This window comes from Streptomyces sp. NPDC050264 (genome assembly GCF_040655895.1).
Lineage (GTDB): Bacteria > Actinomycetota > Actinomycetes > Streptomycetales > Streptomycetaceae > Streptomyces.
The window spans coordinates 323,300-349,180 of the sequence record NZ_JBFAKV010000009.1 but is presented as its reverse complement, the minus strand read 5'-3'; the positions used below and the strand labels follow the sequence as shown (position 1 = coordinate 349,180).

General features: G+C 69.8%; 20 protein-coding genes. 11 read left to right on the top strand and 9 right to left on the bottom strand.

Translation table 11 applies throughout. From position 1 onward, the window contains the following. Nucleotides 1-134 precede the first annotated feature (134 nt). Nucleotides 135-398: a WhiB family transcriptional regulator gene (locus AB0J02_RS19180; RefSeq protein ID WP_127831770.1), complete on the bottom strand. Its 264-nt coding sequence runs from the start codon at nucleotides 396-398 to the stop codon at nucleotides 135-137. A gap of 671 nt (nucleotides 399-1,069) precedes the next feature. Between AB0J02_RS19180 and AB0J02_RS19175 the strand changes: the two genes are divergently transcribed. The 3 genes from AB0J02_RS19175 to AB0J02_RS19165 are packed head-to-tail and all read left to right on the top strand — an operon-like array spanning nucleotide 1,070 to nucleotide 3,886. Then, a complete protein-coding gene (locus AB0J02_RS19175; protein WP_363194864.1) occupies nucleotides 1,070-1,564 on the top strand; it encodes a cysteine dioxygenase family protein in 495 nt (164 codons plus the stop codon). Between the two features lie 43 nt (nucleotides 1,565-1,607). Then, the gene (gene cofD, locus AB0J02_RS19170) at nucleotides 1,608-2,579 is read left to right on the top strand and encodes a 2-phospho-L-lactate transferase (RefSeq protein ID WP_363194863.1); all 972 of its coding nucleotides are present in this window, start codon (nucleotides 1,608-1,610) and stop codon (nucleotides 2,577-2,579) included. Next, nucleotides 2,576-3,886: a coenzyme F420-0:L-glutamate ligase gene (locus tag AB0J02_RS19165; protein ID WP_363194862.1), complete on the top strand. Its 1,311-nt coding sequence runs from the start codon at nucleotides 2,576-2,578 to the stop codon at nucleotides 3,884-3,886. Before cofD ends, AB0J02_RS19165 begins: the two co-directional genes overlap by 4 nt. A gap of 18 nt (nucleotides 3,887-3,904) precedes the next feature. Here AB0J02_RS19165 and AB0J02_RS19160 read toward each other — a convergent pair whose 3' ends face one another. The 3 genes from AB0J02_RS19160 to AB0J02_RS19150 form a co-directional block, all read right to left on the bottom strand. Beyond that, nucleotides 3,905-4,927, bottom strand: coding sequence for a DNA-3-methyladenine glycosylase 2 family protein (locus tag AB0J02_RS19160; protein WP_363194861.1), 1,023 nt, complete (start codon nucleotides 4,925-4,927; stop codon nucleotides 3,905-3,907). A gap of 147 nt (nucleotides 4,928-5,074) precedes the next feature. Then, nucleotides 5,075-6,157 carry an NDP-sugar synthase gene (locus tag AB0J02_RS19155; protein WP_363194860.1) on the bottom strand — a complete coding sequence of 361 codons (1,083 nt, stop codon included), beginning with the start codon at nucleotides 6,155-6,157 and terminating at the stop codon, nucleotides 5,075-5,077. Between the two features lie 89 nt (nucleotides 6,158-6,246). Beyond that, nucleotides 6,247-7,578: a peptidoglycan recognition protein gene (locus AB0J02_RS19150; protein ID WP_363194859.1), complete on the bottom strand. Its 1,332-nt coding sequence runs from the start codon at nucleotides 7,576-7,578 to the stop codon at nucleotides 6,247-6,249. Between the two features lie 208 nt (nucleotides 7,579-7,786). Here AB0J02_RS19150 and AB0J02_RS19145 point away from each other — a divergent pair, with 208 nt between their 5' ends. From AB0J02_RS19145 to AB0J02_RS19120, 6 genes are all read left to right on the top strand, one after another. Beyond that, entirely contained in the window at nucleotides 7,787-8,542 is a 756-nt protein-coding gene (locus AB0J02_RS19145) for a TIGR03089 family protein (RefSeq protein WP_363194858.1), read from the top strand. A 130-nt stretch (nucleotides 8,543-8,672) separates the two neighbouring features. Beyond that, nucleotides 8,673-9,983 carry an LCP family protein gene (locus AB0J02_RS19140; RefSeq protein WP_363194857.1) on the top strand — a complete coding sequence of 437 codons (1,311 nt, stop codon included), beginning with the start codon at nucleotides 8,673-8,675 and terminating at the stop codon, nucleotides 9,981-9,983. Between the two features lie 338 nt (nucleotides 9,984-10,321). Next, entirely contained in the window at nucleotides 10,322-12,007 is a 1,686-nt protein-coding gene (locus AB0J02_RS19135; RefSeq protein ID WP_363194887.1) for an LCP family protein, read from the top strand. Nucleotides 12,008-12,093: 86 nt separating this feature from the next. Next, nucleotides 12,094-13,803, top strand: coding sequence for an LCP family protein (locus AB0J02_RS19130; protein WP_363194856.1), 1,710 nt, complete (start codon nucleotides 12,094-12,096; stop codon nucleotides 13,801-13,803). A 211-nt stretch (nucleotides 13,804-14,014) separates the two neighbouring features. Beyond that, nucleotides 14,015-14,443, top strand: coding sequence for a hypothetical protein (locus AB0J02_RS19125; RefSeq protein WP_363194855.1), 429 nt, complete (start codon nucleotides 14,015-14,017; stop codon nucleotides 14,441-14,443). 81 nt (nucleotides 14,444-14,524) lie between these two features. After that, nucleotides 14,525-14,887 (top strand): spore-associated protein A, encoded by a 363-nt coding sequence (locus AB0J02_RS19120; RefSeq protein WP_363194854.1) that lies wholly within the window; start codon nucleotides 14,525-14,527, stop codon nucleotides 14,885-14,887. A gap of 61 nt (nucleotides 14,888-14,948) precedes the next feature. Here AB0J02_RS19120 and AB0J02_RS19115 read toward each other — a convergent pair whose 3' ends face one another. Continuing rightward, nucleotides 14,949-15,986 carry a glycosyltransferase family 2 protein gene (locus AB0J02_RS19115; RefSeq protein WP_363194853.1) on the bottom strand — a complete coding sequence of 346 codons (1,038 nt, stop codon included), beginning with the start codon at nucleotides 15,984-15,986 and terminating at the stop codon, nucleotides 14,949-14,951. A 221-nt stretch (nucleotides 15,987-16,207) separates the two neighbouring features. Between AB0J02_RS19115 and AB0J02_RS19110 the strand changes: the two genes are divergently transcribed. Then, nucleotides 16,208-17,569 carry an LCP family protein gene (locus tag AB0J02_RS19110; RefSeq protein WP_363194886.1) on the top strand — a complete coding sequence of 454 codons (1,362 nt, stop codon included), beginning with the start codon at nucleotides 16,208-16,210 and terminating at the stop codon, nucleotides 17,567-17,569. A gap of 50 nt (nucleotides 17,570-17,619) precedes the next feature. Here the strand turns inward: AB0J02_RS19110 and AB0J02_RS19105 are convergent, their stop codons facing one another. Further along, nucleotides 17,620-18,168 carry an acyl-CoA thioesterase gene (locus AB0J02_RS19105; protein ID WP_363194852.1) on the bottom strand — a complete coding sequence of 183 codons (549 nt, stop codon included), beginning with the start codon at nucleotides 18,166-18,168 and terminating at the stop codon, nucleotides 17,620-17,622. A gap of 118 nt (nucleotides 18,169-18,286) precedes the next feature. On the opposite strand from AB0J02_RS19105, the gene AB0J02_RS19100 reads away from it, so the two are divergent. Further along, complete coding sequence (locus AB0J02_RS19100) at nucleotides 18,287-19,576, top strand: LCP family protein (protein ID WP_363194851.1); 1,290 nt, start codon at nucleotides 18,287-18,289, stop codon at nucleotides 19,574-19,576. Nucleotides 19,577-19,710: 134 nt separating this feature from the next. On the opposite strand, the gene AB0J02_RS19095 is transcribed toward AB0J02_RS19100, so the two are convergent. Genes AB0J02_RS19095 through AB0J02_RS19085 form a run of 3 tightly spaced genes read right to left on the bottom strand, consistent with a single transcriptional unit; the run spans nucleotide 19,711 to nucleotide 25,881 of the window. Next, nucleotides 19,711-20,262 carry a hypothetical protein gene (locus tag AB0J02_RS19095; protein WP_363194850.1) on the bottom strand — a complete coding sequence of 184 codons (552 nt, stop codon included), beginning with the start codon at nucleotides 20,260-20,262 and terminating at the stop codon, nucleotides 19,711-19,713. Then, nucleotides 20,259-21,017 carry a hypothetical protein gene (locus AB0J02_RS19090; protein ID WP_363194849.1) on the bottom strand — a complete coding sequence of 253 codons (759 nt, stop codon included), beginning with the start codon at nucleotides 21,015-21,017 and terminating at the stop codon, nucleotides 20,259-20,261. The genes AB0J02_RS19095 and AB0J02_RS19090 overlap by 4 nt, the downstream gene beginning before the upstream one ends. 13 nt (nucleotides 21,018-21,030) lie before the next feature. After that, nucleotides 21,031-25,881 carry a putative T7SS-secreted protein gene (locus AB0J02_RS19085; RefSeq protein WP_363194848.1) on the bottom strand — a complete coding sequence of 1,617 codons (4,851 nt, stop codon included), beginning with the start codon at nucleotides 25,879-25,881 and terminating at the stop codon, nucleotides 21,031-21,033.

The window sequence follows — 25,881 nt, the reverse complement described above, 5'->3', positions numbered from 1 at the left end:
TGGACGTCCGTGCCCGCTGGGGGCACGGTGGCGTCTCGGACGGGGCCCCACACTAACGGCTGCCAACAAACGCGGCCCGCCGCCTGTGGACAACCACCGGTGACGAGCCGTACGTATGGCGTGAATTGAGGGGACTAGACAGCGGCCTTCTTCAGGCGCCGGCGCTCGCGCTCGGACAGACCGCCCCAGATGCCGAACCGCTCGTCGTTGGCGAGTGCGTACTCGAGGCACTCGGAGCGGACCTCGCACGCCAGGCAGACCTTCTTGGCCTCCCTCGTGGAGCCGCCCTTCTCGGGGAAGAAGGACTCGGGGTCGGTCTGGGCGCACAGCGCCCGCTCCTGCCAGCCGAGTTCCTCTTCCGCGTCCTCGACCAGCAGATCCTGAAACGACTCGGTCATAGTGCGCCCCTCGTCTGTCCGTGCGTTCCCCGTGATGTTGCCGTTACCGATTTCGGCTGAACGACACGAGTGAAATTACAAGTGCGCCGATCCGGGGCAGTCAAGCCGAGATCTGCTATTGAGCCCCTTATTCACTCTGCGGAACCAAGGCTATGCGGAAAGTGTTCAAATCGGCAAAAACCGTGACACTTGCCAGCGGCCCATGTGGATGCCCGACCCCTCGTGGATCACCGCAAGGTGGCTACTAGGGAGGACGCCGCGGAGATTGTTCTCGTTCCGACACACCCGCAGAAGCGAACCGGATCACATTCGGATCACAGGATCGCCACGGCGCTTGCACACCGGCTGATGCGCCACATGTCCCGCCGGACGGGTGCACAAACCTTTCGCCTGGCCGAGATACCGGATGAGGTGAATCATGTCTCGCAATACGGACATCAAGTTGACAGAGGACGCATGAACCGGTGTGCTGTTGGGCATGCTCGCGAACTTGGCACTGATGACGACGACCCGCACCGCCGGGTCCGTCTCTGTCGCCCGCGCGCACTGTTGCTGTTCCAGCTGTTGAGTCGTTGAGCCACCGAGCTCCGACCGCGTTTCTCCTCCCTTGTACGGCTCTGCGCCCTCGTCCGGGGCACCCCCGCACTCTCCTCCGAGGAATCCCCACACCCATGAACAGCGACAGCGACCTCCAGATCGCCGGCGACATCCTCGAAGTACCGCACCTGCTGCAGCCCGCTCGTGAACATCCCGAGACCGTGGCCGAGTTCGTCGGGCTCGCGCGCTCCGTCGCCGCCGACCGCTCGCAGTGGGAGCACCTCGTCGAGTACGACGCCACGACCCGCTGGTACCACCGGCTGCGCACCGGGCCGGGGTACGAGGTGTGGCTGCTGTCGTGGGTCCCCGGCCAGGGCAGCGGACTGCACGACCACGGCCGCTCCTCCGGCGTACTGACGCTCCTGGAGGGCGAACTGACGGAGCGTACGGAGAACGGCGCGCGGACGCTCACCGCGGGCGCGCAGCGCGTGTTCGCGCCCGGCTACGTCCACGAGGTCGTCAACGACTCCCTCGAACCGGCGGTCAGCCTGCACGTGTACCACCCCGGTCTGACCGCGATGCCGATCCACTCCCCCGCCTGCGCCACCGTGGAGGGGGCCGCAGTCTGAGACCGGCTGCCGCGATGTCACAGCTGCCTGCAATGCTGGGGCCATGCGCATTGTGGTTCTGGCAGGCGGCATCGGTGGTGCCCGGTTCCTTCGCGGTCTGAAGCAGGCGGTACCGGACGACGCGGTCATCACAGTCATCGGCAACACCGGGGACGACATCCACCTCTTCGGCCTCAAGGTCTGTCCCGACCTCGACACGGTGATGTACACGCTGGGCGGCGGCATCAACGAGGGGCAGGGCTGGGGGCGTACGGACGAGTCCTTCCACGTCAAGGAGGAGCTCGCGGCGTACGGGGTCGGGCCCGAGTGGTTCGGGCTCGGCGACCGGGACTTCGCGACCCACATCGTCCGCACGCAGATGCTGGCGGCCGGCTATCCGCTCAGCGCGGTCACCGAGGCGCTGTGCGAGCGGTGGCAGCCCGGGGTGCGGCTCATCCCCATGACGGACGACCGGGTCGAGACGCACGTGGCCGTCGACATCGACGGGGAGCGCAGGGCCGTGCACTTCCAGGAGTACTGGGTGAAGCTGCGGGCCTCCGTCGACGCGCAGGCCGTGGTGCCGGTCGGCGCCGAGCACGCGAAGCCCGCGCCCGGTGTCCTGGAGGCCATCGCCGAGGCGGACGTGATCCTGTTCCCGCCGTCGAACCCCGTGGTGAGCGTCGGGACGATCCTGGCCGTGCCCGGGATCCGGGAGGCCATCGCCGAGGCGGGCGTGCCCGTCGTCGGGCTCTCGCCGATCGTGGGCGACGCGCCGGTGCGCGGCATGGCCGACAAGGTGCTGGCCGCGGTGGGCGTGGAGTCCAGCGCCGCCGCCGTCGCCGAGCACTACGGGTCGGGGCTGCTCGACGGGTGGCTCGTGGACACCGTGGACGCCGGGGTCCTGGACCGGGTCGAGGCGGCCGGGATCAAGTGCCGGGCCGTGCCGCTGATGATGACGGACCCCGAGGAGGGGACCGCCGCGGCCGAGATGGCGCGCGAGGCGCTGCGGCTCGCCGAGGAGGTGCGGATCCCGTGAGCTCTGCCGCCGCTCCTTCCTTCCGCGCGTGGGCCGTCGCCGGGATTCCCGAGGTCAGACCGGGCGACGACCTCGCCAAGCTGATCGTCGCCGCCGAGCCGGCGCTCGCCGACGGGGACGTCCTGCTGGTCACCTCGAAGATCGTCAGCAAGGCCGAGGGGCGGATCGTCCGCGCCGACGACCGGGAGGCCGCGATCGACGCGGAGACCGTACGGGTCGTGGCGCGGCGCGGGACGCTGCGGATCGTGGAGAACAAGCTGGGCCTGGTGATGGCCGCGGCGGGCGTCGACGCGTCCAACACCCCGGCCGGGACCGTGCTGCTGCTGCCCGAGGACCCCGACGCCTCCGCGGCCGCGATCCGCGACGGTGTGCGGGACGCCCTGGGGGTCGAGGTCGGCGTCGTCGTCACCGACACCTTCGGACGCCCCTGGCGGAACGGGCTGACCGATGTCGCCATCGGCGCCGCCGGCGTGCGCGTACTCGACGATCTGCGGGGAGGCGTCGACGCGTACGGGAATCAGCTGAGCGCGACCGTGGTGGCGACCGCCGACGAGCTGGCCGCCGCCGGGGACCTCGTGAAGGGGAAGGCCGGCGGTTTGCCGGTCGCCGTGGTGCGCGGCCTCAGTGGCCTGACGGGCACTCAGCAGGACGACGGTGCGCGGGAGTTGGTGCGCGTCGCGCGCGACGACATGTTCCGGCTCGGGACCTCAGAGGCCGTACGGGAAGCCGTGACGCAGCGGCGTACCGTGCGGGCCTTCACCGACGAGCCGGTCGACCCGGGGGCCGTGCGGCGGGCCGTCGCCGCGGCCGTCACCGCGCCCGCGCCGCACCACACGACGCCGTGGCGGTTCGTGCTGCTCGAGTCGGAGGAGTCGCGGGTACGGCTGCTCGACGCGATGCGGGACGCGTGGACGGCGGATCTGCGGCGCGACGGGAAGAGCGAGGAGTCGATCGCCAAGCGGGTGCGGCGGGGGGATGTGCTGCGCAACGCGCCGTACCTTGTCGTGCCCTGTCTGGTGATGGACGGGTCCCATACGTACGGGGATCCCCGGCGGGACACCGCCGAGCGGGAGATGTTCGTCGTGGCCACCGGGGCCGGCGTACAGAACTTCCTGGTGGCGCTGGCCGGGGAGCGGCTCGGCTCGGCATGGGTGTCGTCGACCATGTTTTGCCGGGATGCCGTACGGGACGTGCTGGGGCTGCCCGAGGAGTGGGACCCGATGGGGGCCGTCGCGGTGGGGCATGCGGCCGCCGCGCCTGTGGAGCGGCCCGCACGGGTCGTTTCGGAGTTCGTCGAGGTCCGGTAGGCCGCCTTTCCGCGGCGGCTACCACTCGGCGATGTTCACCCGGCGCATCTTCGGCTGCCTGCGGGGCGGTGCGACGCCGCTCAGCAGGATCAGCCGGGCCGCCCGGTGGCGCTGGCCCGCGTACGGGGCCAGGAGTTCCAGCATCTCCTCGTCCGTCGCGTCGCGGTTGCCCGCGAGCGCGTAGCCGACGGTGTGGGGCAGATGCAGGTCACCCGTGGTGACCTCGTCGGGGGCGCCGTTCGTGCGCTGGATCGTCTCGGCGGAGGTCCAGGGGCCGATGCCCGGAACCAGTTCGAGGCGGGCGCGGGCCCGGGCCGGCTCCATACCGGCCGCCTCCTCCAGGCGGCGGGCCACCCGCGCCGCACGGATGATCGTCGAGGCGCGCTTGTTGTCGACGCCCGCTCTGTGCCACTCCCAGGACGGGATCAGCGTCCACGCGCGCGGGTCGGGCATGACGCGCATCCGCAGGTCCTGGCCGCCGGCCGGGCCCGGGGCCGGTTCGCCGTGCCGGTGCAGCAGCAGACGCCAGGCGCGGTACGCCTCGTCCGTCGTGATCTTCTGCTCCAGGATCGACGGGATCAGGTTCTCCAGGACCAGACCCGTGCGGGTCAGCCGCAGACCCACGCGGCGGCGGGCCGACTCGGCGACCAGGCGGTGGCGTGGCTCGAAGGGGGCCGGGTCGTCCAACTCGCCCAGGAGCGCGGGGAGTTCGGACAAAAACCAGTCGGCTCCCGGGCCCCACGCCTGCGCCTGTACGGTGCCGTCCCGCTCCGTGATCCGTAGCGTGCCCGGTCCCTGCGGGGTGCGGCTCGCCCGCCAGATCGAGCCGTCGGGGGTGGTGCGGAAGGTGGGGTCCGCGGGGCCCCTTCGCAGGGGGCCGAGGGTGAGGCCCAGATGGAGGGGGCCCGGGGGTGTGTAGGTGCGGGTGGCCGGCGCCTGGTGCGGGATCGGTGCCGCCGGGGGTACGCGGGTTTCGCCGCCGCGCACGGTTGTGCGGGTCGGGGGGGTTTGCGTACGGGGGGTGTATCGGCGGCCTGCCACGGAGGTCCTTGGGTGGGCGGGGTGTGCCCTACGAGGGTAGGGGGTTATGTGTGCGGGCCGCTGAGAGCGAGGTCACGGGGCTCCGCCCCGGGCCCCGCTCCTCGATCTCCCCCAGACTTCGTCCGGGGGCCCAGGGGCTTGAGTTTGTTACTGGTCCGAGGAGAAGCGGACCGCGGCCGGCGGGATCTTGGCTTCGCACCAGATCCTGACGCCCGTCTGGAGTTCGTTGTCGGCGCCTACGTGGGCGCCGTCGCCGATCACCGCTCCCGTGAGGACCGTGCGGGCGCCGACGTGGGCGTTGCGGCCGATCAGGGAGTCCGTGATCACGGCTCCGGGTTCGATCACCGCGTCGTCCAGGATCGTGGAACCGAAGACGCGCGCGCCCTGGCCGACCCGGGCGCCCTCGCCGACGACCGTGCCGCCGGTCAGCTTGGCGTCCGGGGCGACCGTCGCCGTCGCCAGGACCAGGCTGTCGCCGCAGCGGCCGGGGACGCCGGGGGACGGGGCGCGGCCGAGGACCAGGTCGGCGGAGCCGCGCACGAAGGCGCCCGGGGTGCCGAGGTCGAGCCAGTACGTGGAGTCGACCATGCCCTGGAGGTGGGCGCCGGAGGACAGGAGGTCGGGAAACGTCTCCCGCTCCACCGAGACCGGGCGGCCCGTCGGGATCGTGTCGATGACCGAGCGGCGGAACACGTACGCGCCCGCGTTGATCTGGTCCGTGACGATCTCTTCAGGCGTCTGGGGCTTCTCCAGGAACGCGGTGACGCGGCCCGTCTCGTCCGTGGGGACCAGGCCGTACGCCCTCGGGTCCTCGACGCGGGAGAGGTGCAGCGAGACGTCGGCGCCGGTCGTCTCGTGCTCGTGGACCAGGGCCTGGATGTCCAGGCCCGTCAGGATGTCGCCGTTGAAGATCAGCACAGGTTCGTCGGGGCCCGAGCGCAGCCGCGAGGCGACGTTGCGGATGGCGCCGCCGGTGCCGAGGGGCTCGGCCTCGGTGACGTACTCCAGGTGGAGCCCGAGGCGGGAGCCGTCGCCGAAGTACGGCTCGAAGACCTCCGCCAGGTAGGACGTGGCCAGGACGATGTGGTCGACGCCCGCTGCCTTCGCCCGCGCGAGCTGGTGCGTCAGGAACGGGACGCCGGCCGCCGGGACCATCGGCTTCGGCGTGTTCACCGTGAGCGGGCGCAGCCTGGTGCCCTTGCCGCCGACCAGGAGGATCGCTTCTGTCACCTGTCGTCTCTGCTTCCTGCTGGGGCCGGCCGAACTGTCTTTCGGCCGGCCAGTGTATGCAGACCGTTCGAGACCCGGGCCGGCCGGCGTCAGCGGCCCTGGAGGTGGGCGGAGCTGCTGCGGGCTTTGCCGAGCTTGTTGTAGAGACGGCGTCCCGGGCATTCGGTTGCGAATCCGTCCCGGTGGCCGGAGATCACATGCAGTCGCACGTTCTTTCCCTTGCGGTACAGATTGCCACCACCCGACTTGAGATATGTCGTACCGCGCGGATTTGCCCCGTACAGACCGAGCTTCCACGCGGTGAGCTTCGCGATGGCGTTCACCGCGGCGGCGGGCGGGTTGGAGCTGCCGAAGGAGCCCAGGACCGCGATGCCCATGCTGTTGGTGTTGAAGCCGAGGGTGTGCGCGCCCATGACCGGCTTGGTGATCCCGCCCGCCCGGCCCTCGTAGATGTTGCCGCACTTGTCCACGAGGAAGTTGTAGCCGATGTCGCGCCAGCCACTGCTCTTGACGTGGTAGCGGTAGATACTGCGGATGACCGAAGAGGCTTGTGAGCAGCGGTAGTTGTTGCCCGAAGCACTGTGGTGCACGAAGGCCGCCTTCACCGTCTTCGTGTAGGCGAAGTCGCGCTCGCGCAGCTTCTCGTCGGCGCCCCAGCCCTTGCGCGTGACGATGCGCGGGCGGGCCCCGACGTACGGGCGGGCCTTCGTCGCGCTCGTGTCGCCGCCGCGGGCCTCGATCAGCTCGTCCTCCGACGCCTTCTTCGAGAGTGCGGGGACGGAGGTGGCGCCGAGGGGGGCGAGCTCGGCGTTCACGGCGGAGGCCGCGGCGGCCTCGGAGGTCAGGGCTGTGGCGCGGGGGCCGTCGGCGGGCGCGCCCTGCGGCGGGGGCTCGGCGCCCGGGTCCACGAGTTCGAGGCGCAGGCCCTTGGGGAGGGGCTCGGCGGCCGCGGCGCGGGTGGCGGCGGGTGCGTCGCCCTGCACCCGCACCTCCACGCCGTCGGAGTCGCCGACCCAGAGGGGGGCGGTGGAGCCGTGGACGTGGCCCGAGGTGTGCTCGGAACTCTCCAGGTCGGGGGCGTCGTCGTTGTGGGTCTCCATGTCCTGCCAGGCGGACCAGGTGGTGGTCCCGGTGGTGCGCGTACGGACCTGCACCTGGCCGTGGAGTTCGGTGTTCGGGTCGTCCCAGACGACGCCGACCAGGGAGAACGGGTGGACGTCGCGCTGCGGCAGGCCCTGTACCCGGGGCGTGCCCGCGGCGCGGGAGACGGTGAGCGGGGCGAGGGCCAGCGACTGGGTGCTGCCCGGGAGTGAGTCCTGCGCCGGGGCCGGCACGGCGTGCGAGGCGGCGGGCAGGGTGAGCGGGAGGGCCAGGGCGGCCGCGCAGGTGACGCCGATCGAGGAAGCAAGGAATCCACGCATGCACACGATCGTGGCCATACCGGTACGGTTCAGGCCATTGGGGAGTGTCATACGGGTGCCGGGGTGAAGTCCAGGGGTGGGGTTGGCGGGTGACGGGGTGTCGGGACGCAGATCCGGTGTCCGGCCCGGCTCGGCCGGGATCCGGGCCCCGGGCCAGGCCCCGCGGCACCCCTCAGGCGCTGGAGGCGTCCCGCGTAGGGTGGGCCGGGTGAATGTTGCGCACCGTACTCCCGCCGCTCTGCTCCAGGCCGCCCTCGCCGCCGACCCGGGGCGGCCGCTCGTCACGTTCTATGACGATGCCACCGGGGAGCGCGTGGAGTTGTCCGTGGCGACGTTCGCGAACTGGGTGGCCAAGACCGCCAATCTGCTGCAGGGGGAGCTGAACACGGAGCCCGGTGACCGGGTCGCCGTGCTGTTGCCCGCGCACTGGCAGAGCGCGGTGTGGCTGCTCGCCTGTTCGTCGGTCGGGGTCGTCGCCGAGGTCGGCGGGGATCCGGCCGGGGCCGATGTCGTCGTCAGCGGGCCCGACACCCTGGACGCCGCCCGGGCCTGTTCCGGTGAGCGGGTCGCGCTCGCGCTGCGGCCGCTGGGCGGACGGTTCCCGCAGCCTCCCGAGGGCTTCCTGGACTACGCCGTGGAGGTGCCGTCGCAGGGGGACCGGTTCGCTCCGTTCTCCCCCGTCGACCCGGAGGAGCCCGCGCTCGTCGTCGCCGGGGCCGAGTGGACCGGCGCCGAGGTCGTGGAGAAGGCCACCGCCGACGCTCCGGGGCTCGGCCTGACCGGGCCCGGCGCGCGGATCCTGTCCGGGCTGCCGTACGACAGCTGGCAGGGGCTGAGCGCCGGGCTGTTCGCGCCGCTGGCGACCGGCGGTTCCGTCGTGCTGTGCCGCAACCTCGACCGGCTCGACGGGGAGGCCCTCGCCAAGCGGGTCGAGAGCGAACGGGTCACGGCCACCGCGCGATAGCCGCGAGAGCCGCCGGTAACCCGTTCGGGTCAGCTCCCCCGGCCCGCCGCCGCGGCGGGGTCCATGGTCGTAGAGACGCATGCGTACGCACGCGCTGCCGTGTCTTCTACGTCGCCATGAGGGGACCCACGTGACCGACTCCGCAGCCACGCCTCCGGAGCCCGACGGCGGGACGCCGCTCGGCCCGGGCGGCGGCTCCTCCCCGACCGGCGTCGGCCGGGCCCGGCGGCGCAGGAGATGGCTGCGGTACTCGGCGATCGGCGCGGCGCTGCTGGTGCTCGTGGCGGGCGGCACGGGCTGGATGGCGTACGAGAAGCTCAACGGCAACATCCACGAGGACTCGGACACCGCGGCCGAACTCGCCCGCTACGAGAAGGAACGGCCCACCGTTCTGGTCGACGGGGCGCAGAACCTGCTGCTCATCGGGTCGGACTCGCGGGCCGGGGCGAACCGCAAGTACGGCCGCAACGACGGCACGCAGCGCTCGGACACGACGATCCTGCTGCACGTCGCGGCGGACCGGAAGAGCGCGACCGCCGTCTCGTTCCCCCGCGATCTGATGGTCGACGTGCCGGCCTGCCGCAAAACGGACGGCACCCGCATCGAGCCGATGTTCGCCATGTTCAACTACGCCTTCGAGACGGGTGGTTCGGCGTGCACCATCCGTACGGTCGAGAAGATGACGGGGGTGCGGATCGACCACCACATGGTCGTCGACTTCCAGGGGTTCAAGGACATGGTCGACGCGGTCGACGGCGTCGAGGTGTGCCTGGACAAGCCGATCGACGACACCGACGCGCACCTGAAGCTGGCCCCCGGCAAGCACCTCCTCGACGGTGAGCAGGCCCTCGGCTACGTACGTGCCCGCAAGAGCATCGGCAACGGCAGCGACACCGACCGGATGGACCGCCAGCAGCGGTTCCTGGGCGCGCTCGTCACCAAGGTGCAGAGCAACGACGTGCTGCTGAACCCGGCGAAGCTGTATCCCGTGCTCGACGCCGCCACCTCCTCGCTCACCACCGACCCGGGGCTGGCGAGTCTGCGCGGGCTCTACGACCTCGTGCGCGGGATGCGCGGCATCACGGTCGACCGCATCCAGTTCCTGACCGTGCCGCGGCAGTCGTACATCTACAACGCCAACCGCGACCAGCTCGTGCAGCCCGCCGCCGAGCGGCTGTTCACGCGGCTGCGCACCGACGCCCCGCTCGTCGTCTCCAAGGACACACCCGCGGACGTACAGGCCGAGAGCGATCAGACGCAGGGTGACGGGATGTCGTACGACGAAGGCGGCTACGACGACGCGTACGGGTCCGGCGAGGACGGCGGCTGGGACGACGGCAAGCCCGGCGCCGGCCCGACGGCACCCGCGACTCCGTCCACGGCGCCCTCCCCCGCACCCACCTTCCGCGGCAACACGGCCCGGCAGGACGCCTGCGGCTGAAGTGCCCGCGGCCGAGGTACCCGCGGCCGAGGTGCCTCAAAAGTTGTCACAACAGGTGTCGCCACAGCCGCCTCAACAGCTGCCTCAACAGCCCCTGGGTAAAGCGCAAGTCATCAGGTGGCACACAGGTTCACAGAAATGAGCCGGATTGCCCAGTTGTAGGAGAGTGGAATTTGTCACCGCCGTCGCTTGACGCTGAACTGGGCGGATAGTGTGAGCGATCCGGTGCACCCGGCCATGCTGCCCAGGCGAGGTCGCGCACCTCTTACCGACTGACCGGGCGCCTGCTTTGAGGGGGGCGAGGCGCCGCGTGGCCCCGACGGAGGATGCAGACAACCGTGGACGCGCAAGGCCGTGGGCGGGCGGACGACATCGACCCCGCAGACCAGTGGGTACTCAACCCGCAAACCGGTGATTACGAACTGCGACTGACCCCTTCCGCTGGGCAGTCGGCGGTACCCGGGCCCCGCCGCACCGCGCCCCGCGGCAGCAGGCGGGAACCGCAGGAGGTACCCCCGCAGCGCAGGCGGCGCGAGCCCCAGGCACAGGCGCCCGCGCCGGGGCGGCGGCGCTCGAAGTCGAAGAAAAAGAAGAAGTCGACGGCGAAGAAAGTGCTGCTGTGGACGTCCGGCAGCGTGGCCTTCCTGGTCCTCGCCGCCTCGGCCGGCGGTTACCTCTACTACCGCCACCTCGACGGGAACATCACCACGCAGGACGTCGTCGGTGCCAAGAACGGATTCAGCAAGGACGAGGCGTTCAACATCCTCGTCATCGGCACCGACAAGCGCACCGGCAAGGGCAACGAGGGCTACGGCGACAAGGGCAGCGTCGGTCACGCCGACACGAACGTGTTGCTGCACGTGTCCAAGGACCGTACGAACGCGACCGCGTTGAGTATCCCGCGCGACCTGATCGTGGATGTGCCTGATTGCAAGGTGAAGGACGAGACCGGTCAGCTCAAGACGATTCCCGGCACGCAGAACGTACGTTTCAACACCAGTCTGGGGCAGGACGGGCGAGACGCAGGCTGCACCATGGCGACCATCAAAGCGGTCACGGGAATCACCGTGGACCACTTCATGATGGCGGACTTCAACGCGGTGAAGACCCTGTCGACGGCAGTGGGCGGCGTAGGCGTATGTCTCGCGAAGGACGTCAACGACGACGACTCGCACCTCAACCTGAAGGCCGGTCAGCACAATCTGAAGGGCGAGGAAGCACTCGCGTTCCTACGCACCCGGCACAGTTGGGGGAACAAGGGCGACCTCGACCGCATCAAGGTGCAGCAACAGTTCCTGAGTTCCCTGGCCCGCAAGATGAGCTCGGGCGACACCCTCACGAGCCCGACGAAGCTGACGCACCTCGCCGAAGCCGCGACCAAGGCGCTCACGGTCGACAAGGGCATAGGGAGTCTGACTCACCTCAAGGACGTTGCCCTTGAGGTGAAGAAGGTGCCGACCAAGAACCTCTCGTTCGTGACCACCCCGGTCGTGGACAATCCGGCCGAGACGGTCCACACCACAGTCGTACTCAAGGACTCGGCCGCACCTCAGGTCTTCGACGCGATCAAGAACGACGTCTCGCTGACCGAGACGAAGAAGAAGCAGAAGGCCGCCACCGACGCCAAGCTCAAGGGCACGAAGTCCGCGGCCACCGATGTGCGCGTCGACCTCTACAACGGCAGCGGCGAGACCGGCGCCGCGCAGGCGACCCTCACCTGGCTGCAGAACAGCGAAGGAGTCAGCAAGTCCAGCCAGATGGGCAACAAGCCCGACCAGGCGAAGACGACCCTCGAATACTCGCCCGACCAGGCCGACCAGGCCCGGCGTCTCGCCGACATCATGGGCCTGCCCGGGTCCGCGATGAAGGAAGGCAAGAGCGAGAAGAACGATCAGGGGCTGCCGGCGATGATCCTCATCCTCGGCAAGGACTTCAAGGGCGCGGGCACGCCCATCAGCGGCGGCGGTACGGCGACGGTGGATGCCGACAAGACGACAGCTGACAAGACTGTTTGCGCCAAGTGACCAACCTCGGCCGCCCTTTGGCTGTCTAACGCATTGACAGCGGGGCGGCCGAGTCATGGCCATGGGCGGGGAGGGTGGGGCGGGGCATGGGGCGAAGCGGTGTGCGTGGGGTGCACTCACGACCGAACGGCGAGCAGAGGGAACCGTCGTCCGCGGCTGACGAATCGGACTGGGACGAGACCTCCTACACGGATGAATCTCGGCCGTCCCTGGACGGGCGACCGTCCAGGGACGGGGACACACAGAATGGTGAACGGCGCGTAGCCACTGGCCGCCCCCGACGTCGGCGGGGGCGCCGCGTGCTGCGCTGGACCGCGCTCACCCTTGCCGTACTCATATTGGGCACGGCCGGCGCCGGCTACCTCTGGTACCAGCACCTCAACAGCAACATCGAGAAGGGCAAACGGAGCAGCGCCGACACGGGCGTGAAGAAGGCCGAACCGAACGCGGCTGGACAGACACCGATCAACATCCTGTTGATCGGGTCCGACAGTCGGAACTCGGCGGAGAACGTGAAGCTGGGCGGGAGCAAGCAGAGCGTCGGCAACAAGCCGTTGGCCGATGTGCAGATGCTCATCCACATCTCCGCCAACCGCGAGAACGCCTCGATCATCAGTATCCCGCGGGACACCCGGGTGAACATCCCCGCGTGCGAAGACCCGGAAGCCCACACCAAGTACCCGGCGACGAACACCATCATCAACGAGTCCCTCCAGCGCGGCGGTCCCGGATGCACTCTGGCCACCTGGGAGAAGCTCACCGGCTTGTACATCGACCACTGGATGATGGTGGACTTCGCCGGCGTCGTCACGATGGCTGACGCCGTGGGCGGGGTGGGCGTGTGCGTCAAGCAGAACGTTTGGGACCGCCCGCTGCCCGGCGTACCGGGTGGATCCGGACTGAAACTGACTGCCGGGGATCACAAGGTCAAGGGCAAGTCGGCACTTCAGTGGCTGCGTACGCGGCACGCCTTCTACAGCGATCTGGGCCGCGCCAAAGCGCAGCACATGTACATGAGCTCGATGCTCCGGACGCTCAGAGAACAGGATGCGTTCTCCGACAGCGGTCGGCTCCTGAACCTGGCGGAGTCCGCCACGAAGGCCCTCAAGGTCTCCGAGGAGGTGGGTTCGGTGAAGAAGCTTTATGACCTCTCCATGCAGCTCAAGCGCGTTCCCTCCAAGCGCATGACCACGCTCACGATGCCTACGGCCGAAGATCCTCAGAATCGGAATCATCTGGTTCCCGCGACGGCGGATGCGGAGAAGATCTGGGCCATGCTCCGCGACGACGTCGCGCTCGACAAGAACAGCGATGAGCCCGCGGGCGACAACGGCAAGCCGACCTCTTCGCCGTCGCCCAGCACCGACGCTCATGCTGCAGGATCGTTGCCCGTGCTGGTCCGGAACGGTACGAACGGCGCCGGACAGGCCGCAGTGCCCCAGCGTGCGAACACTCTCGCGCAAGTGCTGCAGCAGAAAGGATTCACCCGAGCCGCCGCCGACTCGACCGCCTTCCCGCTCACCGCGACAGTGGTGGCGTATCCCGAGAACGCCGGTTCCCAGGTCAAAGAGTTCGCAACTCTGGTGGCGCAGTCCCTCGGGATCCCCACAAGCGCGGTGAAGGCATCCGATGGCGTCACGGCCGTCACGGTGAGCGTCGGCGCGGACTGGCGGGAGGGCAGTACGTACCCGAAACAGAAGACCGCGAAAGCGGGCGACGTGCCGGACACCGCTGACGCCCTGAACGGATCCGACGAGGACGCCTGCATGGATGTGTACAAGCCCTATCGCTGGTAGGCACACCACCTCTTCCGTCGCGGGCCTCTCCTCATCCGGAGGAGGGGCCCGTCCCGCTTCAGGCCAACTCTGCTTATTTTTCGGCCACTTGACACTTGATCGACAACTTCATCGCATGCCCATGCCAAGATTCCTTTCGCCATTCACAGGAAATTCACGGGAAGCCGACAGGTTCGTCGGCTGATCCGTCATGCCCATTGGGGAGGGAACGATGCGCAAGGCACTCGGCCGCATCGGAGTTGTGCTGGCCACTGCCGCGGCCGCCTGCGTCTTGGGGCCTGTCAGCACCGCGAGCGCGGCCACCTACGGCTGCAACGGCTCGCAGGTCGACAGTTGGAGCAACACCTACAACGGCACGACTTACGCGACCACGTATCTGTTCTGGGACGGCACCTACAACTGCGTTGCGGCTGTGAAGCGCGGCTCGTACTACGGCACGTCGTCGCGCATCCGCGTGGAGGGTTACACCGACGTCGACGGCTACGTGGGGCGCGACGACGGCAACTACCTCTACTACGCGAACTACACGTGGTACGGCAAGGGACGCTGCGTCGCCGTCGAGACCGACATCTGGAACTTCAGCGGCAACAACATCATCCAGGACCACGTGCCGTACTCCGGCTACTTCCACTGCGGCTGAACAGCGAACAGCACAGCACCCCCACTAAGGACTTCCATGCGACTACGTAAGACAATGACTGCCGCGGGCACTGCAGCAGTCATGGCCACCGTTGGCCTCACCCTTGCCGCGAGCCCCGCGCAGGCGGCCGGTTACAGCGGCGCCTGTGGCAGCGGCTACAGCGTGATCGACTCGATGAGCGTCACCAACGGCCTGGCCCGGGCATACCTGACCTACAACAGCTCGAACGGCTACAACTGCGTCGTCACGATGAACAACACTGGCTCGACACACTTTCTGGACGCTGCCGTAGAGGTATCCGGAGGGGACTGGGTCAGAGACCGGGGCAACTACAAGTCCTACGCCGGGCCTGTATACGTCTATGCGGCTGGAAAATGCATCGACTGGGGTGGGAGCGCCGACAGCGCCACCGTCAACCTCAAGTGGAACGACCACTGCGGCTGACCATCGTGGACAGGCCCGCCTCTTACCGGTAAAAGGCGGGCCCGCCCACCGAGTTCAACGTTCAGTTGGGGGCGGGCTCGCTGTGAACGCTCGGCCGACGTGACGCGATGACCTTCCTCGCCAGCGCCTTCGGGCTGGTGAGGAAGCCCCAGCCCCACGTCATGTGCATCGTCGCGAGAGCGACGGGGATCTGGGCGCGGGCCTTGAGGGGCAGGCCCTTGCCGGCCGGGACGGAGCCCGCGGCGATCGCCGCCAGGTAACCGGCGGGGAGCACGAAGGCCCACGGGGTGACCGCCGCGCCGACCACGATGCCCGCCGCTATCGCGACGACGGCGGTGGGCGGGGCGAGGTAGCGCAGGTTGATGGAGCCGGAGTGGTAGCGGGCGACCACATGGCGCCAGCGGCCGTAGTCCTTGTACTGCTTGGCCAGCGCCTTCACCGAGGGCCGGGGGCGGTACGAGACCTTCAGCTCGGGCGAGAACCAGATCTGGCCGCCGGCCTCGCGGATGCGGAAGTTCAGCTCCCAGTCCTGGGCGCGGATGAACTCCTCGTTGTAGCCGCCCTGTTGCTCCAGGGCCTCGCGCCGGAAGACGCCGAGGTAGACCGTCTCGGCGGGCTGCGCCGCGCCACCGGTGTGGAAGACCGCGTTGCCGACACCGATCTTCGAGGTCATCGCGGCGGCGACGGCCTTCTCCCAGTCGTTGGTGCCCTCGGCGTGCATGATGCCGCCGACGTTCATCGCGCCGGTCTCCTCCAGGAGACGGACGGCGGTCGCGATGTAGCCCTGCGAGAGCGCGGCGTGCCCGTCGACGCGGACCACGACCGGATGCCGGGAGGCCTTGATCGCGGCGTTCAGCGCGGCGGGGGTGCGGCCCGTCGGGTTCGGCACCGTATGGACGCGGGGGTCCTCCGCCACGAGCTGCGCGGCGATCTCGTCCGTACGGTCGGTGGACGGGCCGAGGGCGACCACGACCTCCATCTCCCCGTCGTACTCCTGCGCCAGGATCGCCTCGACGGCCTCGCGCAGATGCCGCTCCTCGTTGAGGACGGGCATGATCACGGATACGGCCGGAAGCTGCGTATGGGAGTTCGCGTTCATCGTGGGTCACGTTACCGCTAATGGGGGACAGGGGCGCGCGCCGCCCGGGTCACTACCGCGGGCAGGAGATCGTATCGGCCTACGGTGCTCGCGTCCCACGCCCGCTGTCGCGGAGGTGTCCCCACGTGCCCACGCCGCCCCGCTCCCCCGCCCGTCCGGACCGGCCCGCGCAACCCCGCCGTCCGGCGGAGCCGCTGCGCAGGAAGAAGCCCCGGTGGGCGATGCGGACGGCCACGACGTTCTCGGTGACGGTGCTCGCCGCGGCGGGCATCGGGCACGCGCTCGTCTCCGGCCTCGACACCGGCATCGACCGCATCGACCCCTTCAAGGACATGAAGAACCGTCCGGTCGCCGGGCACGGCATGAACGTCCTGCTCGTCGGCACCGACGGCCGCGACAAGATCACCGAGGCGGAGCGGCAGAAGTACCGGCTCGGCGGGTCACCCTGCCACTGCACGGACACCATCATGATCGTGCACATCTCGGCCGATCACGAGCGCGCGTCCGTCGTCTCGCTCCCCCGTGACTCCTACGCCATGATGCCGCCGCACGTCGACCAGAACAGCGGCGACCAGCACCACGCGCACCCGGTGAAGATCAACGCGGCCTACGCGGAGGGCGGCCCGCAGCTGACCGTCCGTACCGTCGAGAACATGACGCACGTGAAGATCGACCACTACCTGGAGGTCGACTTCACCAGCTTCATGAAGACGGTCGACGTGCTCGGCGGGGTCGAGGTCTGCACGGCCCGCCCCCTCAAGGACTCGTACACGGGTCTCGATCTGGGCGTCGGCACCCACCAGCTGAACGGGGGCGAGGCGCTCCAGTACGTACGGGCCCGGCACACGGACGGCGCCGGCGACCTCGGCCGGATGCAGCGCCAGCAGCGCTTCCTGGCCTCGCTGATCTCGAAGACGACGTCGTCCGGGGTGCTGCTGAACCCGGTCAAGTTCCGCGATGTCGCCCGTACGCTGCTCGGCTCGGTCCGCGCCGACCAGGGGTTCGGGACGAACGAGATGGTCGAACTGGCCGGAGCCATGCGCAAGTTCACACCGAGGTCGTCGGAGTTCACCACCGTGCCGGTCGGCGACATCAGCTACCCGGTCAAGGGCATCGGCTCCACCGTGAAGTGGGACCCGGCGAAGTCCGAGAGGCTGTTCCAGGCGCTGCGCGACGACCAGCCGCTCGCCGCGCACCGGAACCGGAAGAAGGCGATCGTCGTCGACGTCTCGCCGCAGCAGATCCGGGTCCAGGTGGAGAACGCGACGATGACGGCGGGGCTCGGCAAGAAGGTCGACACCGCACTGCGGGGGACCGGGTTCCGGACGAGCCGGGTGCCGGTGAACGCGGACAGCCGGCTCGCGAAGGGGACGGTCGTGCTCTTCGACCCGCGCTGGGACCGCTCCGCGAAGACGCTGGCCACGGCGTTGCCCGGGGCGCAGCTCGTCCCTGTGAACGGGCAGGGGCCGGTGCTGAAGGTGCGGGCCGGGGCGGATTTCACGGGGGTTCGGCGGGTGCGGGCCGAGGACGCGTATCAGGGGGAGTTCGGGGCGGTCACCGGGGATGAGGTGTCTTGTGCCTGAGCGGGGCGACCGGGCGCGGGCCGCGAGGCTCCGCCCCGGACCCCGCTCGGTCACGCGTCGGCGCTCAAATTGCCCGACCGCGCCCGGAGCTCCTTGATCGCCCGACGGCGGGCCAGGCGGTGCTGGCGGCGGATCTGGGCCTCCTGGTAGCGGCGGCGGTCGCGGTCCGTCTCCGGGAGCACCGGGGGGACGCCGCGGGGTTTGCCGTCCGCGTCGACCGCCGCGAAGACCAGGTACGCGGAGCCGACCTGCTGCGCGGGCGTCGACTCGTTCCAGCGTTCGGCCAGGACCCGGACGCCGACCTCCATCGAGGTCCGGCCGGTCCAGTTGACCTGGGCCTTCACATGCACGAGGTCGCCGACGCGGACCGGCTCCAGGAAGGCCATCTCGTCCATCGAGGCCGTCACGGCCGGGCCGCCTGAGTGCCGGCCCGCCACCGCGCCCGCCGCGTCGTCCACAAGTTTCATGATCACGCCGCCGTGCACCGTACCCAGGAGGTTGGTGTCGTTGTGCGTCATGATGTGCGACAACGTCGTACGGGACGCTGCGGTCGGCTTGCCCGGAATATCGGACTCCGCGCCGTGGGCCTGGTCTGTCATGCCACCCACCATATGCGCGGTCCGCGCACGCGCCGATTGTGTCAGCTCTGCAACAGCCCTGGTCCGATTTACCATCCGCCCTTGTAAGGCACACAGCGGTGCACGGCACACTGGCCATATGAACGATTGGCCCGAGGGGCGGAGCGACAGGCAGGGTGGCGGCTACGGCCGTGGCAGCGCGAACGCACGCCCTGAAGGCGCACGTGCCATGCCGCATGTGCAGCGCCCCGTCCCGCAGCAGCAGCCCAGGTACGACGACGGATACGACGGCCTCTACCGCGACCAGGGCGGCCAGGGCGTGGCCGACCCGTCGTACGACAGCGGTTACAACACCGGTCAGGTCTACGGCCAGCCCAGCCGCGCCGCGGGCGGCGGCGGGGACGGCTACGGGCCGCCGGCCGGCGGCAGCCCCGCGCGTCCGGCGCCGAACTGGCGCAAGCGCATCAAGTGGACCGCGATCACCGTGGTCACCGTCCTCGTGGTGACCAGCGTCTCCACGTACTTCTGGGCGGACTCCAAGCTCCACCGGGACGTCGACCTGTCCAAGGTCATCGACCGGCCGGAGGCGGGCGCGGGCACGAACTACCTGATCGTCGGCACCGACAGCCGCGAGGGCATGTCCGACGAGCAGAAGAAGGAGCTGCACACCGGCTCCGCCGAGGGCAAGCGCACGGACACGATGATGATCCTGCACGTCGGTGGCAACGGGGACACCCTCGTCTCGCTGCCGCGCGACTCGAACGTGACGATCCCGAGCTTCAAGGGCGCCGAGTCCGGCAAGCTCTACCCGGGCACGGGCCGCCAGACGAAGCTGAACGCCGCCTACGCCGAGGACGGCCCCGAGCTGCTCGTGCGCACCGTCGAGTCCAACACCGGGCTGCACATCGACCACTACGCGGAGATCGGCTTCGGCGGTTTCGCGAGCATCGTGGACGCGGTCGGCGGCGTCGAGATGAACCTGAAGGAAGGCTTCAAGGACAAGTGGTCCGGCGCCGACTTCAAGGCGGGCAAGCAGACCCTGACCGGCCAGCAGGCCCTCGCCTTCGTCCGTACGCGCCACGCGTTCGCCGCGTCCGACCTGCAGCGCACCAAGAACCAGCAGGCGTTCCTCGCGGCGCTCGCCCACAAGGTGGCGTCGCCGTCGACCGTCATGAACCCCTTCAAGCTCTACCCGACGCTCGGCGCGGGCCTGGACTCGCTCGTCGTCGACAAGGACATGAGCCTGTGGAACCTGGCGTCGATGTTCATGGCGATGAAGTCGGTCTCCGGCGGCGACGGTGACGGCAAGTCCATGAACATGCCGACGAACGGCTCGGTCGGCGGCAACCTGCTCTGGGACAAGACCAAGGTGAAGCAGCTCGTCGACCAGTTCAACAACGACGAGAAGGTCACCGTCTCCGGCAGCTGACACCCGGGGCCGTCACCTGTTCCCGCAGTCCTCGACGTAAGTGGCGAATAGCTCGAGCAAGGTGTCGGGCCGGGGCGGCGGGCTCACCGTGCATCAAGTCGTCGACCACCGGCTCGGTGACGAGGTCCCGGCACTCACTGGGCAGCCGACGGGTGGCGGGCGCGGGCGGCTCGGGATCGGGATCGCGGTACGCGGGTGGTCAGGTACCGCGCCGGGTCGGTGACGCTCCAGCCGGCGACGGAGCCGCGCTGGACGAGGAGTGCCACGTCGGACGCGATCCCGATGCGGGCCTCCAACGGCTCGTCGAGGATGTCGAGGTCGCGCAGACAGGTGAGCACGGTGTCCTCGGGGCCGCGGCACAGCACCGAGCCCCTCTCATGACGGAAATCCCGGGCCCCGTCGGCCCGGACGGGGCGTGAGCGGAAGGCGGGCGAAGCCTCCGGCCGGTGCGGTTCCACTCCGGCCGGCGCTCGGTCGGCCGTCCCGAACCGGAACACGTCCGGCGCGTCCCACAGCCAGTCCTGGCTGCCGAAGGTGTCCAGCAGGAACCGCTCCCGATCCGTGCCGTCCGCGTGGCCCGCGACGTGTACGCAGGCGTCGCCCGTGCAGCGAGGGGTGGCGGCGAGCGGGTCGCCGGTGACCGTCGTCGGCCGGTCCCCGTCGAACGACACTTTCGCCTTCGTCACCCGTTCCCGTAGTCCTCGAACAGGTCGCCGATGAGCGCGAGGAGGGCGTCGACCCGGTGGCGGTCCTCACGCTGGGCGCGCAGGGACTCGTGGAGTGCCCTGAGCCGTTGCACGGCCGACGGGTCCCGGTGCCTCACGTCATCCAGCAGCGGCGAGGTGGTCAGATCCAGGCTCTCGGTGAACAGCAGCCGAGTGGCCTGGGCGACGGGAGCCGGGTCGGGAGCGGCGAATCCGCTGGTCAGGTACTGGACCGGGTCGGTCAGGCTCCAGCCGACGACGGTGCCGTGCTGGACAAGCAGCGCCACGTCCGGCGCGATCCCGATACGGGCCTCCAACGGCTCGTCGAGGACGTCGAGGTCGCGCAGACAGGTGAGCACGGTGTCCCCCGGGCCGCGGCACAGCTCCGAGGCCACCTCCAGGCGGAAGTCCCGCGCCTCGTCCGCGCGCAGGCCGCCCGGACGGACGAGGGGCAGGTCCGGGACGCGGGCGGACTCCTCGGGATCGGCAGTCTCGTAGGGCAACTGGAACTGAAGACCGACCAGTTGTCGATCGGCCGGGTCGAACCTGGCCTCGTCGGGCGCGTCCCACAGCCAGTCCTGGCTGCCGAAGGTGTCCAACTGGAACTGTTCCTGTTCCCTGACGTCCCCGTACGTCGCGACGCGCACGCGCTGCCCCGCGAAATCGAAGCGCGGGGTGATGGTCAGAGGTTCTCCCGTCACCGTCGCGGTCCAGTTGTCATCGAGGGTGAGTTTCACGATGGATGCCGCCTCATCGAATCTGTTCGGCCGGAGCCACGAAGCCGTTCTTCGCCGGAATCCTGCCTTCCACGACGTCGGCATGGGTAATCGGCCCACCGGGATCGCTGGGCGAGCCACCGAGCGCCTTCGCCCCCGACTCGCCCTTGATCCCAGAAGGTCCGTATGCCGTGATGGCATTGCCCGCCCCGGCACCGCCGCCTTCCGTCACCACGACGTCCTCCCCCTGCCGGAAGATCAGCCTTCCGCTGCCCGCCGTCGAGTGGTACACGGCGTCAGGGTTCTTGAGGATCTCCAGAACCCGTTCGTCACTGAAGCCGTGCCTGGTGTCCCCGTGGTAGTTGCCACTCTTCTTCACCCTGCCGTCCTGAGCACGCTGAATGACGTCTTCCGCGGTCTCGTGGGCCTTCTGCCTGGCCTGGGCGGCCTTCTCCTCCTTCGTGTACTTGGGCATGAGCCCCAGCGGGTCGGACCCGGCGTGCGGGTTGCCCACGTACGCGACCGGATTCGGGGCGGGTGCGAGGCCGAGGGGGTCCGGGGAGGTGTAGCGGCCGGTTTCGGGGTCGTAGTGGCGGAAGTAGTTGTAGTGGAGGCCCGTCTCGGGGTCGTAGTACTGGCCGGGGAAACGCAGCGGGGTGTACGCGCCGCTGTCGCGGGCCCAGGCCGTGGTGCCCCACAGGGTGGAACGGGACCGCCAGGCGATGTCACCGGACTCGTCGATCAGTTCGGTGGGCGTGCCGACCAGGTCTGTCGCGATGGCGAAGAACCGGCGGTCGATCTCCGCCTGGCCGCTGTCGGCGTCGAGGATGCGCTCGGTCTGGGTCAGGGGGACGACGTCCCGGTGGTCCCAGGTGAGGGCGACCGTGGTCGTGCGGTCGGGCTGGAGGCTGGTCTGTTCGCACAGGGTGAGGCCGTCCCAGGTGAACCGGGTCTCCTCGACCACGATCACGCCGTCGGATGCCAGGCGCTGTTTCGCCGTGCGGCGCCCCAGGGGGTCGTATCGGTAGCGCCACCGCGTTCCGTCAGGGGTGGTGACGGCGGTGAGACGGTTCTCGGTGTCCCATTCATAGCGCCAGGTGTCGGGCTTGCGGGAGAGGCGGGTCTTCTGCCGGAGAGTGACCCGGCCGAGCGCGTCGTGCTCGAAACGCACCCCACCGGCCCGGGTGATCCTGGTGCCGGCGTAGGCGCGCTCGCCCGTGGCCTCGTTGCCCGGGTGCCGGGACGGCCAGGACGCCGAGGTCTGGTTTCCTGCCGCGTCGTAGGCGTACTGCTCCGTCCAGCCCTGGGCACGCACGGCGGTGACCCGGCCCGTCCGGTCGAGGTCGAAGGTGCGGGTCCCTGACAGCCGGTCCGCCACCGCCAGCAGGTGCCCGTCGGCGCGGTAGGAGTAGGCCCGGCTGTTGACGGCTTGTGCCCCGGCGGTGATGTGCTGCTCGGCCAGCCGGCCGGCCGCGTCCCAGGCGGAGGCCACGGTGACCGCGCCACCGAGGACGCGGGCAAGTTCCCGGCCGGCCGCATCGTGCCGGAAGTCGACCTGGCGCCCGCCGGTCGTCAGCCGCTCGGGCCGGCCGCCGGCGTCGTAGGCGTAGGAGGTGACATGGCCGGTAGGGGTGGTACGGCGCTTGCGGCGGCCCAGGACGTCGTAGGTGTACGAGGTGGCACGGCCGTCGACCAGCTCCGTCTTGACCCGCCCCCGACGGTCGTACTGGTAGCGGAGTTCACTGTCCGGGCCTGCTGCTTCCAGGAGGCGGCCCGCGCGGTCATGGGCGTACGTCGTCACCCGGCCGTCGACGTCCTTGCGGATCACCTGGCCGAGCTCGTCGCGCTCGAAGGCGATGGTGCCGCCGAGCGCGTCGGTCCGTGCGGCCAGTTGACCCTTGGCGTCCATCCGGTAGGTGAGCGTGCGTCCGTCGAAGTCGGTCTCGGAGACGATGTCACCGGCGGCGTCGTACTCGTAGTCCCAGGTCAGACCCTGCGGATTGGTGACGCGGGTGAGGTGGAGCTCCGCGTCGTGCTCGAACTCGTAGCGCACGCCGTCCGGCCCGGTGCGCGCGAGCGGCAGATCGAAGTGGGTGTACTCGAAGCGGGAGACACCACCCGACGCGTCGGTGTGGGTCAGGCAGTTGCCCTCACCGTCGTAGGTCCATGACTCGGTCGCGCCGTCGGGGCCGGTGCGGTGGGCGAGCTGCCCGTCGATGTCCCATGCGTAGGAAGTCACACCCCCCACCGGGTCGGTGATCCGCAGCGGGCGGCCCAGGGTGTCGCGCTCCGTGCGGGTGACGTCGCCGGAGGGGCCGGTGACCGCCACGAGCAGCCCGGCCGCGTCGCACACCACGTGCGTGGTGGCGCCGAGCGCGTCGGTGACGGAGGTGAGCCGTCCGGCGTGGTCGTAGGTGTGGTGCGTGGTGGAGCCCGCCGGATCGGTGACGGCCGTGCGGTTGCCGCGTTCGTCGTACGCGTGGACCGTGCGGCCGCCGTCCGGCTGGACGACTTCCACCGGCAGGCCGGACGGGCCGCGCACGGTACGCAGTTCGCTGCCGTCGGGGCGGGTGGCCGAGACGAGCCGGCCGTCCTCGTCGTAGACGAACGAGGTGGTGAGCCCCAGCGCGTCGGTGCGGGTCCGTTGGTGGCCGCGCGCGTCGTAGCCGAACCGGGTGGTGCGGCCCAGCGGATCGGTGAGCTCCACCAAGCGGCAGCCGGCCTCGAACACGTGGCGGGTCACGTGCCCGTCGGCGGTGGTGAGCGTGGTGGTGCTGCGGCCCGTCCCGGGGTCCGGGTCGGTGTAGGCGAGGGTGATCCGGACGTGTCCGGCTTCGCCACCCTCGGAGACGACGCGGTCACGGTCGTCGTAGACGTAGTCGTAGCGGCTGTTGTTGGAGTCGATCCAGGCGGTGACGCGGCGTCTGTCGTCGTAGACGAAGGTGGTGACGGCCCCGGACGGCTTGGTGACGGCGGTGAGGTTGCCGTCCTCATAGCCGTAGCCCATCAGCGGAAGGTCTGCGCCGCCCGCTCCGGCGCCTGCCAGGGACAGAGCGGTGAGCAGGCCGTCCGTGACGGACAGCTTCACGTGCTGGCCCGCCGAATGGACCAGGGCTTTCGGTACTCCGTCCTCGTCACGGTCGACGGTGACGGTGTGACCGTTGCGTTCGGTGATGACGGAGAGCCAAGCACGGCCGTCACCTCCCGGTTCGCTGTCTGACGGGGCGTCGAAGTGGAAGACCAGGCCGCTGCCGGGATCGGTGACCGTGTAGTGACCGTCGGCGTCGCGCGCCAGTTCGGTACGGGAGGTCCCGGTGACAGGCCGGGTGGGAGCGCCGGGCACGGGGTGCGGGTACGCGACGAGGAGCCCCTCGGCGGTGACATGGAGGACGCCGACCGCGTCGATCTCCAGCCTCTCGTCGACCGTGGACGTCCACGCGGGACCCATGAAGCGGCCCACGGAGCAACCGGACTCCGTACGACGGGAGAAGACCAGGGGCAGGATGCCCGGCAGCACGAGGTCGGTCTGCGGCAGGTACATCTTGCCCGTGGCGAGGTCCACCGGGTCGCCGCCCTGCTTGCGGTCGCCGTCCGGCGTCGTGTGGCTGCCCTTCGGGTCGTCGTCGAGCACCCGGCGCGCCTTCCCGGCGTCGGCCACGTCGTCCGCGACGCGCATGGCCTTCGCGGCGTCGGCCACGTCGTCCGCGACGCGCATGGCCTTCGCGGCGCCGGCCGCGTCCTTCGCTATGCGCGCGGCCTTGACGGCGGCGCCGCCACCGCCCGTCGCCGCGGTCAGAGCGAGATCGGGGAGCAGGCGGCCGAAGCCCTCGGCGGGGTCCTTCATGAAGTCGCCGACCATCTGCTTGCCGGTGCCCACCGGGTCGTTGGCAGCAATCACCAGCCCCGCGGCCAGGCTGTTGAGGTTGGTCACGTACTCGGCCGGGTGCGTGAGGTTGTACGGGTCCGTGGGATTGAGTCCGCGCGCGAAGTTCACCAGCCCCGCGGTGCCCTTGATGATGCCGCCGCCGACGTGGTCGCCCATGATCTGCATCTCTTGGGAACCGTCGCGCAGTTGCTCACCGTAGGACGGCTTCTGCGGCGCCAGGTCGCGGGCGGCGAGAACCGCGGTGGACGCGGTCGCCGCGGCCGTGTTCCGCTGCTTGCGCGCCTCGGCCAGGATGTCCTGCGCGTCCTGCATCAGCTTCTTGCCCGGGTCCTCGAACGTCGAGGCGGGGCGGGGCGGCAGACTCGACGGGTCCCGCTGGTCGGCGGGCTGCCCGTTGTACTTGTCGACCGCCTTGTTGAAGTCGTCCACCTTCTTGCGGTGGGCGTCGGCGGCGTCCTGGGACGCCTTGGTGCCTTCTTTCCACTTGTCGATCGCCGTCTGCGCCTGTCCCTGGGCCCAGGTGACCGTTCCGGCGAAGTTCTCCATCGCGCCGGCTGCCTTCTCACACGCGTCGGCGCCGGTGAACCACTTGGGCGGTTGCTTGGACACGGCCTTCCGCAGCGCGTCGGCCGCCTCGCCCTTGAGGTCCGAGGACGAGAGGCCCTTGATGCCGTCGCCCGTGGTGTCGAAGGCCTCCCGGAAGCCGCGGAGCTGCTCGGCCCTGGCGAGGATCGTGCTGGGACTGCCGTAGATCAGCTTGGTCTTGTCCTCGGTCTGACCGAGGTCCATCTCGTCGACCTCGGCGCCCATCCGGTTGGCGACCGAGCGGGACTGCTCACGCACCCAGTCCGCACCGGACTCCCAGCCGACGTCGTCCAGCCTGTCGGCGGTCCAGTTGCCGGCGTCCTCGACCCGGTTGCCGACCCACTCGACGCCGTCCTCGACCGCGTCCTCGACCGCATCCGGTGTGATGTCACTGATGATGTCGCCGAAACCCAC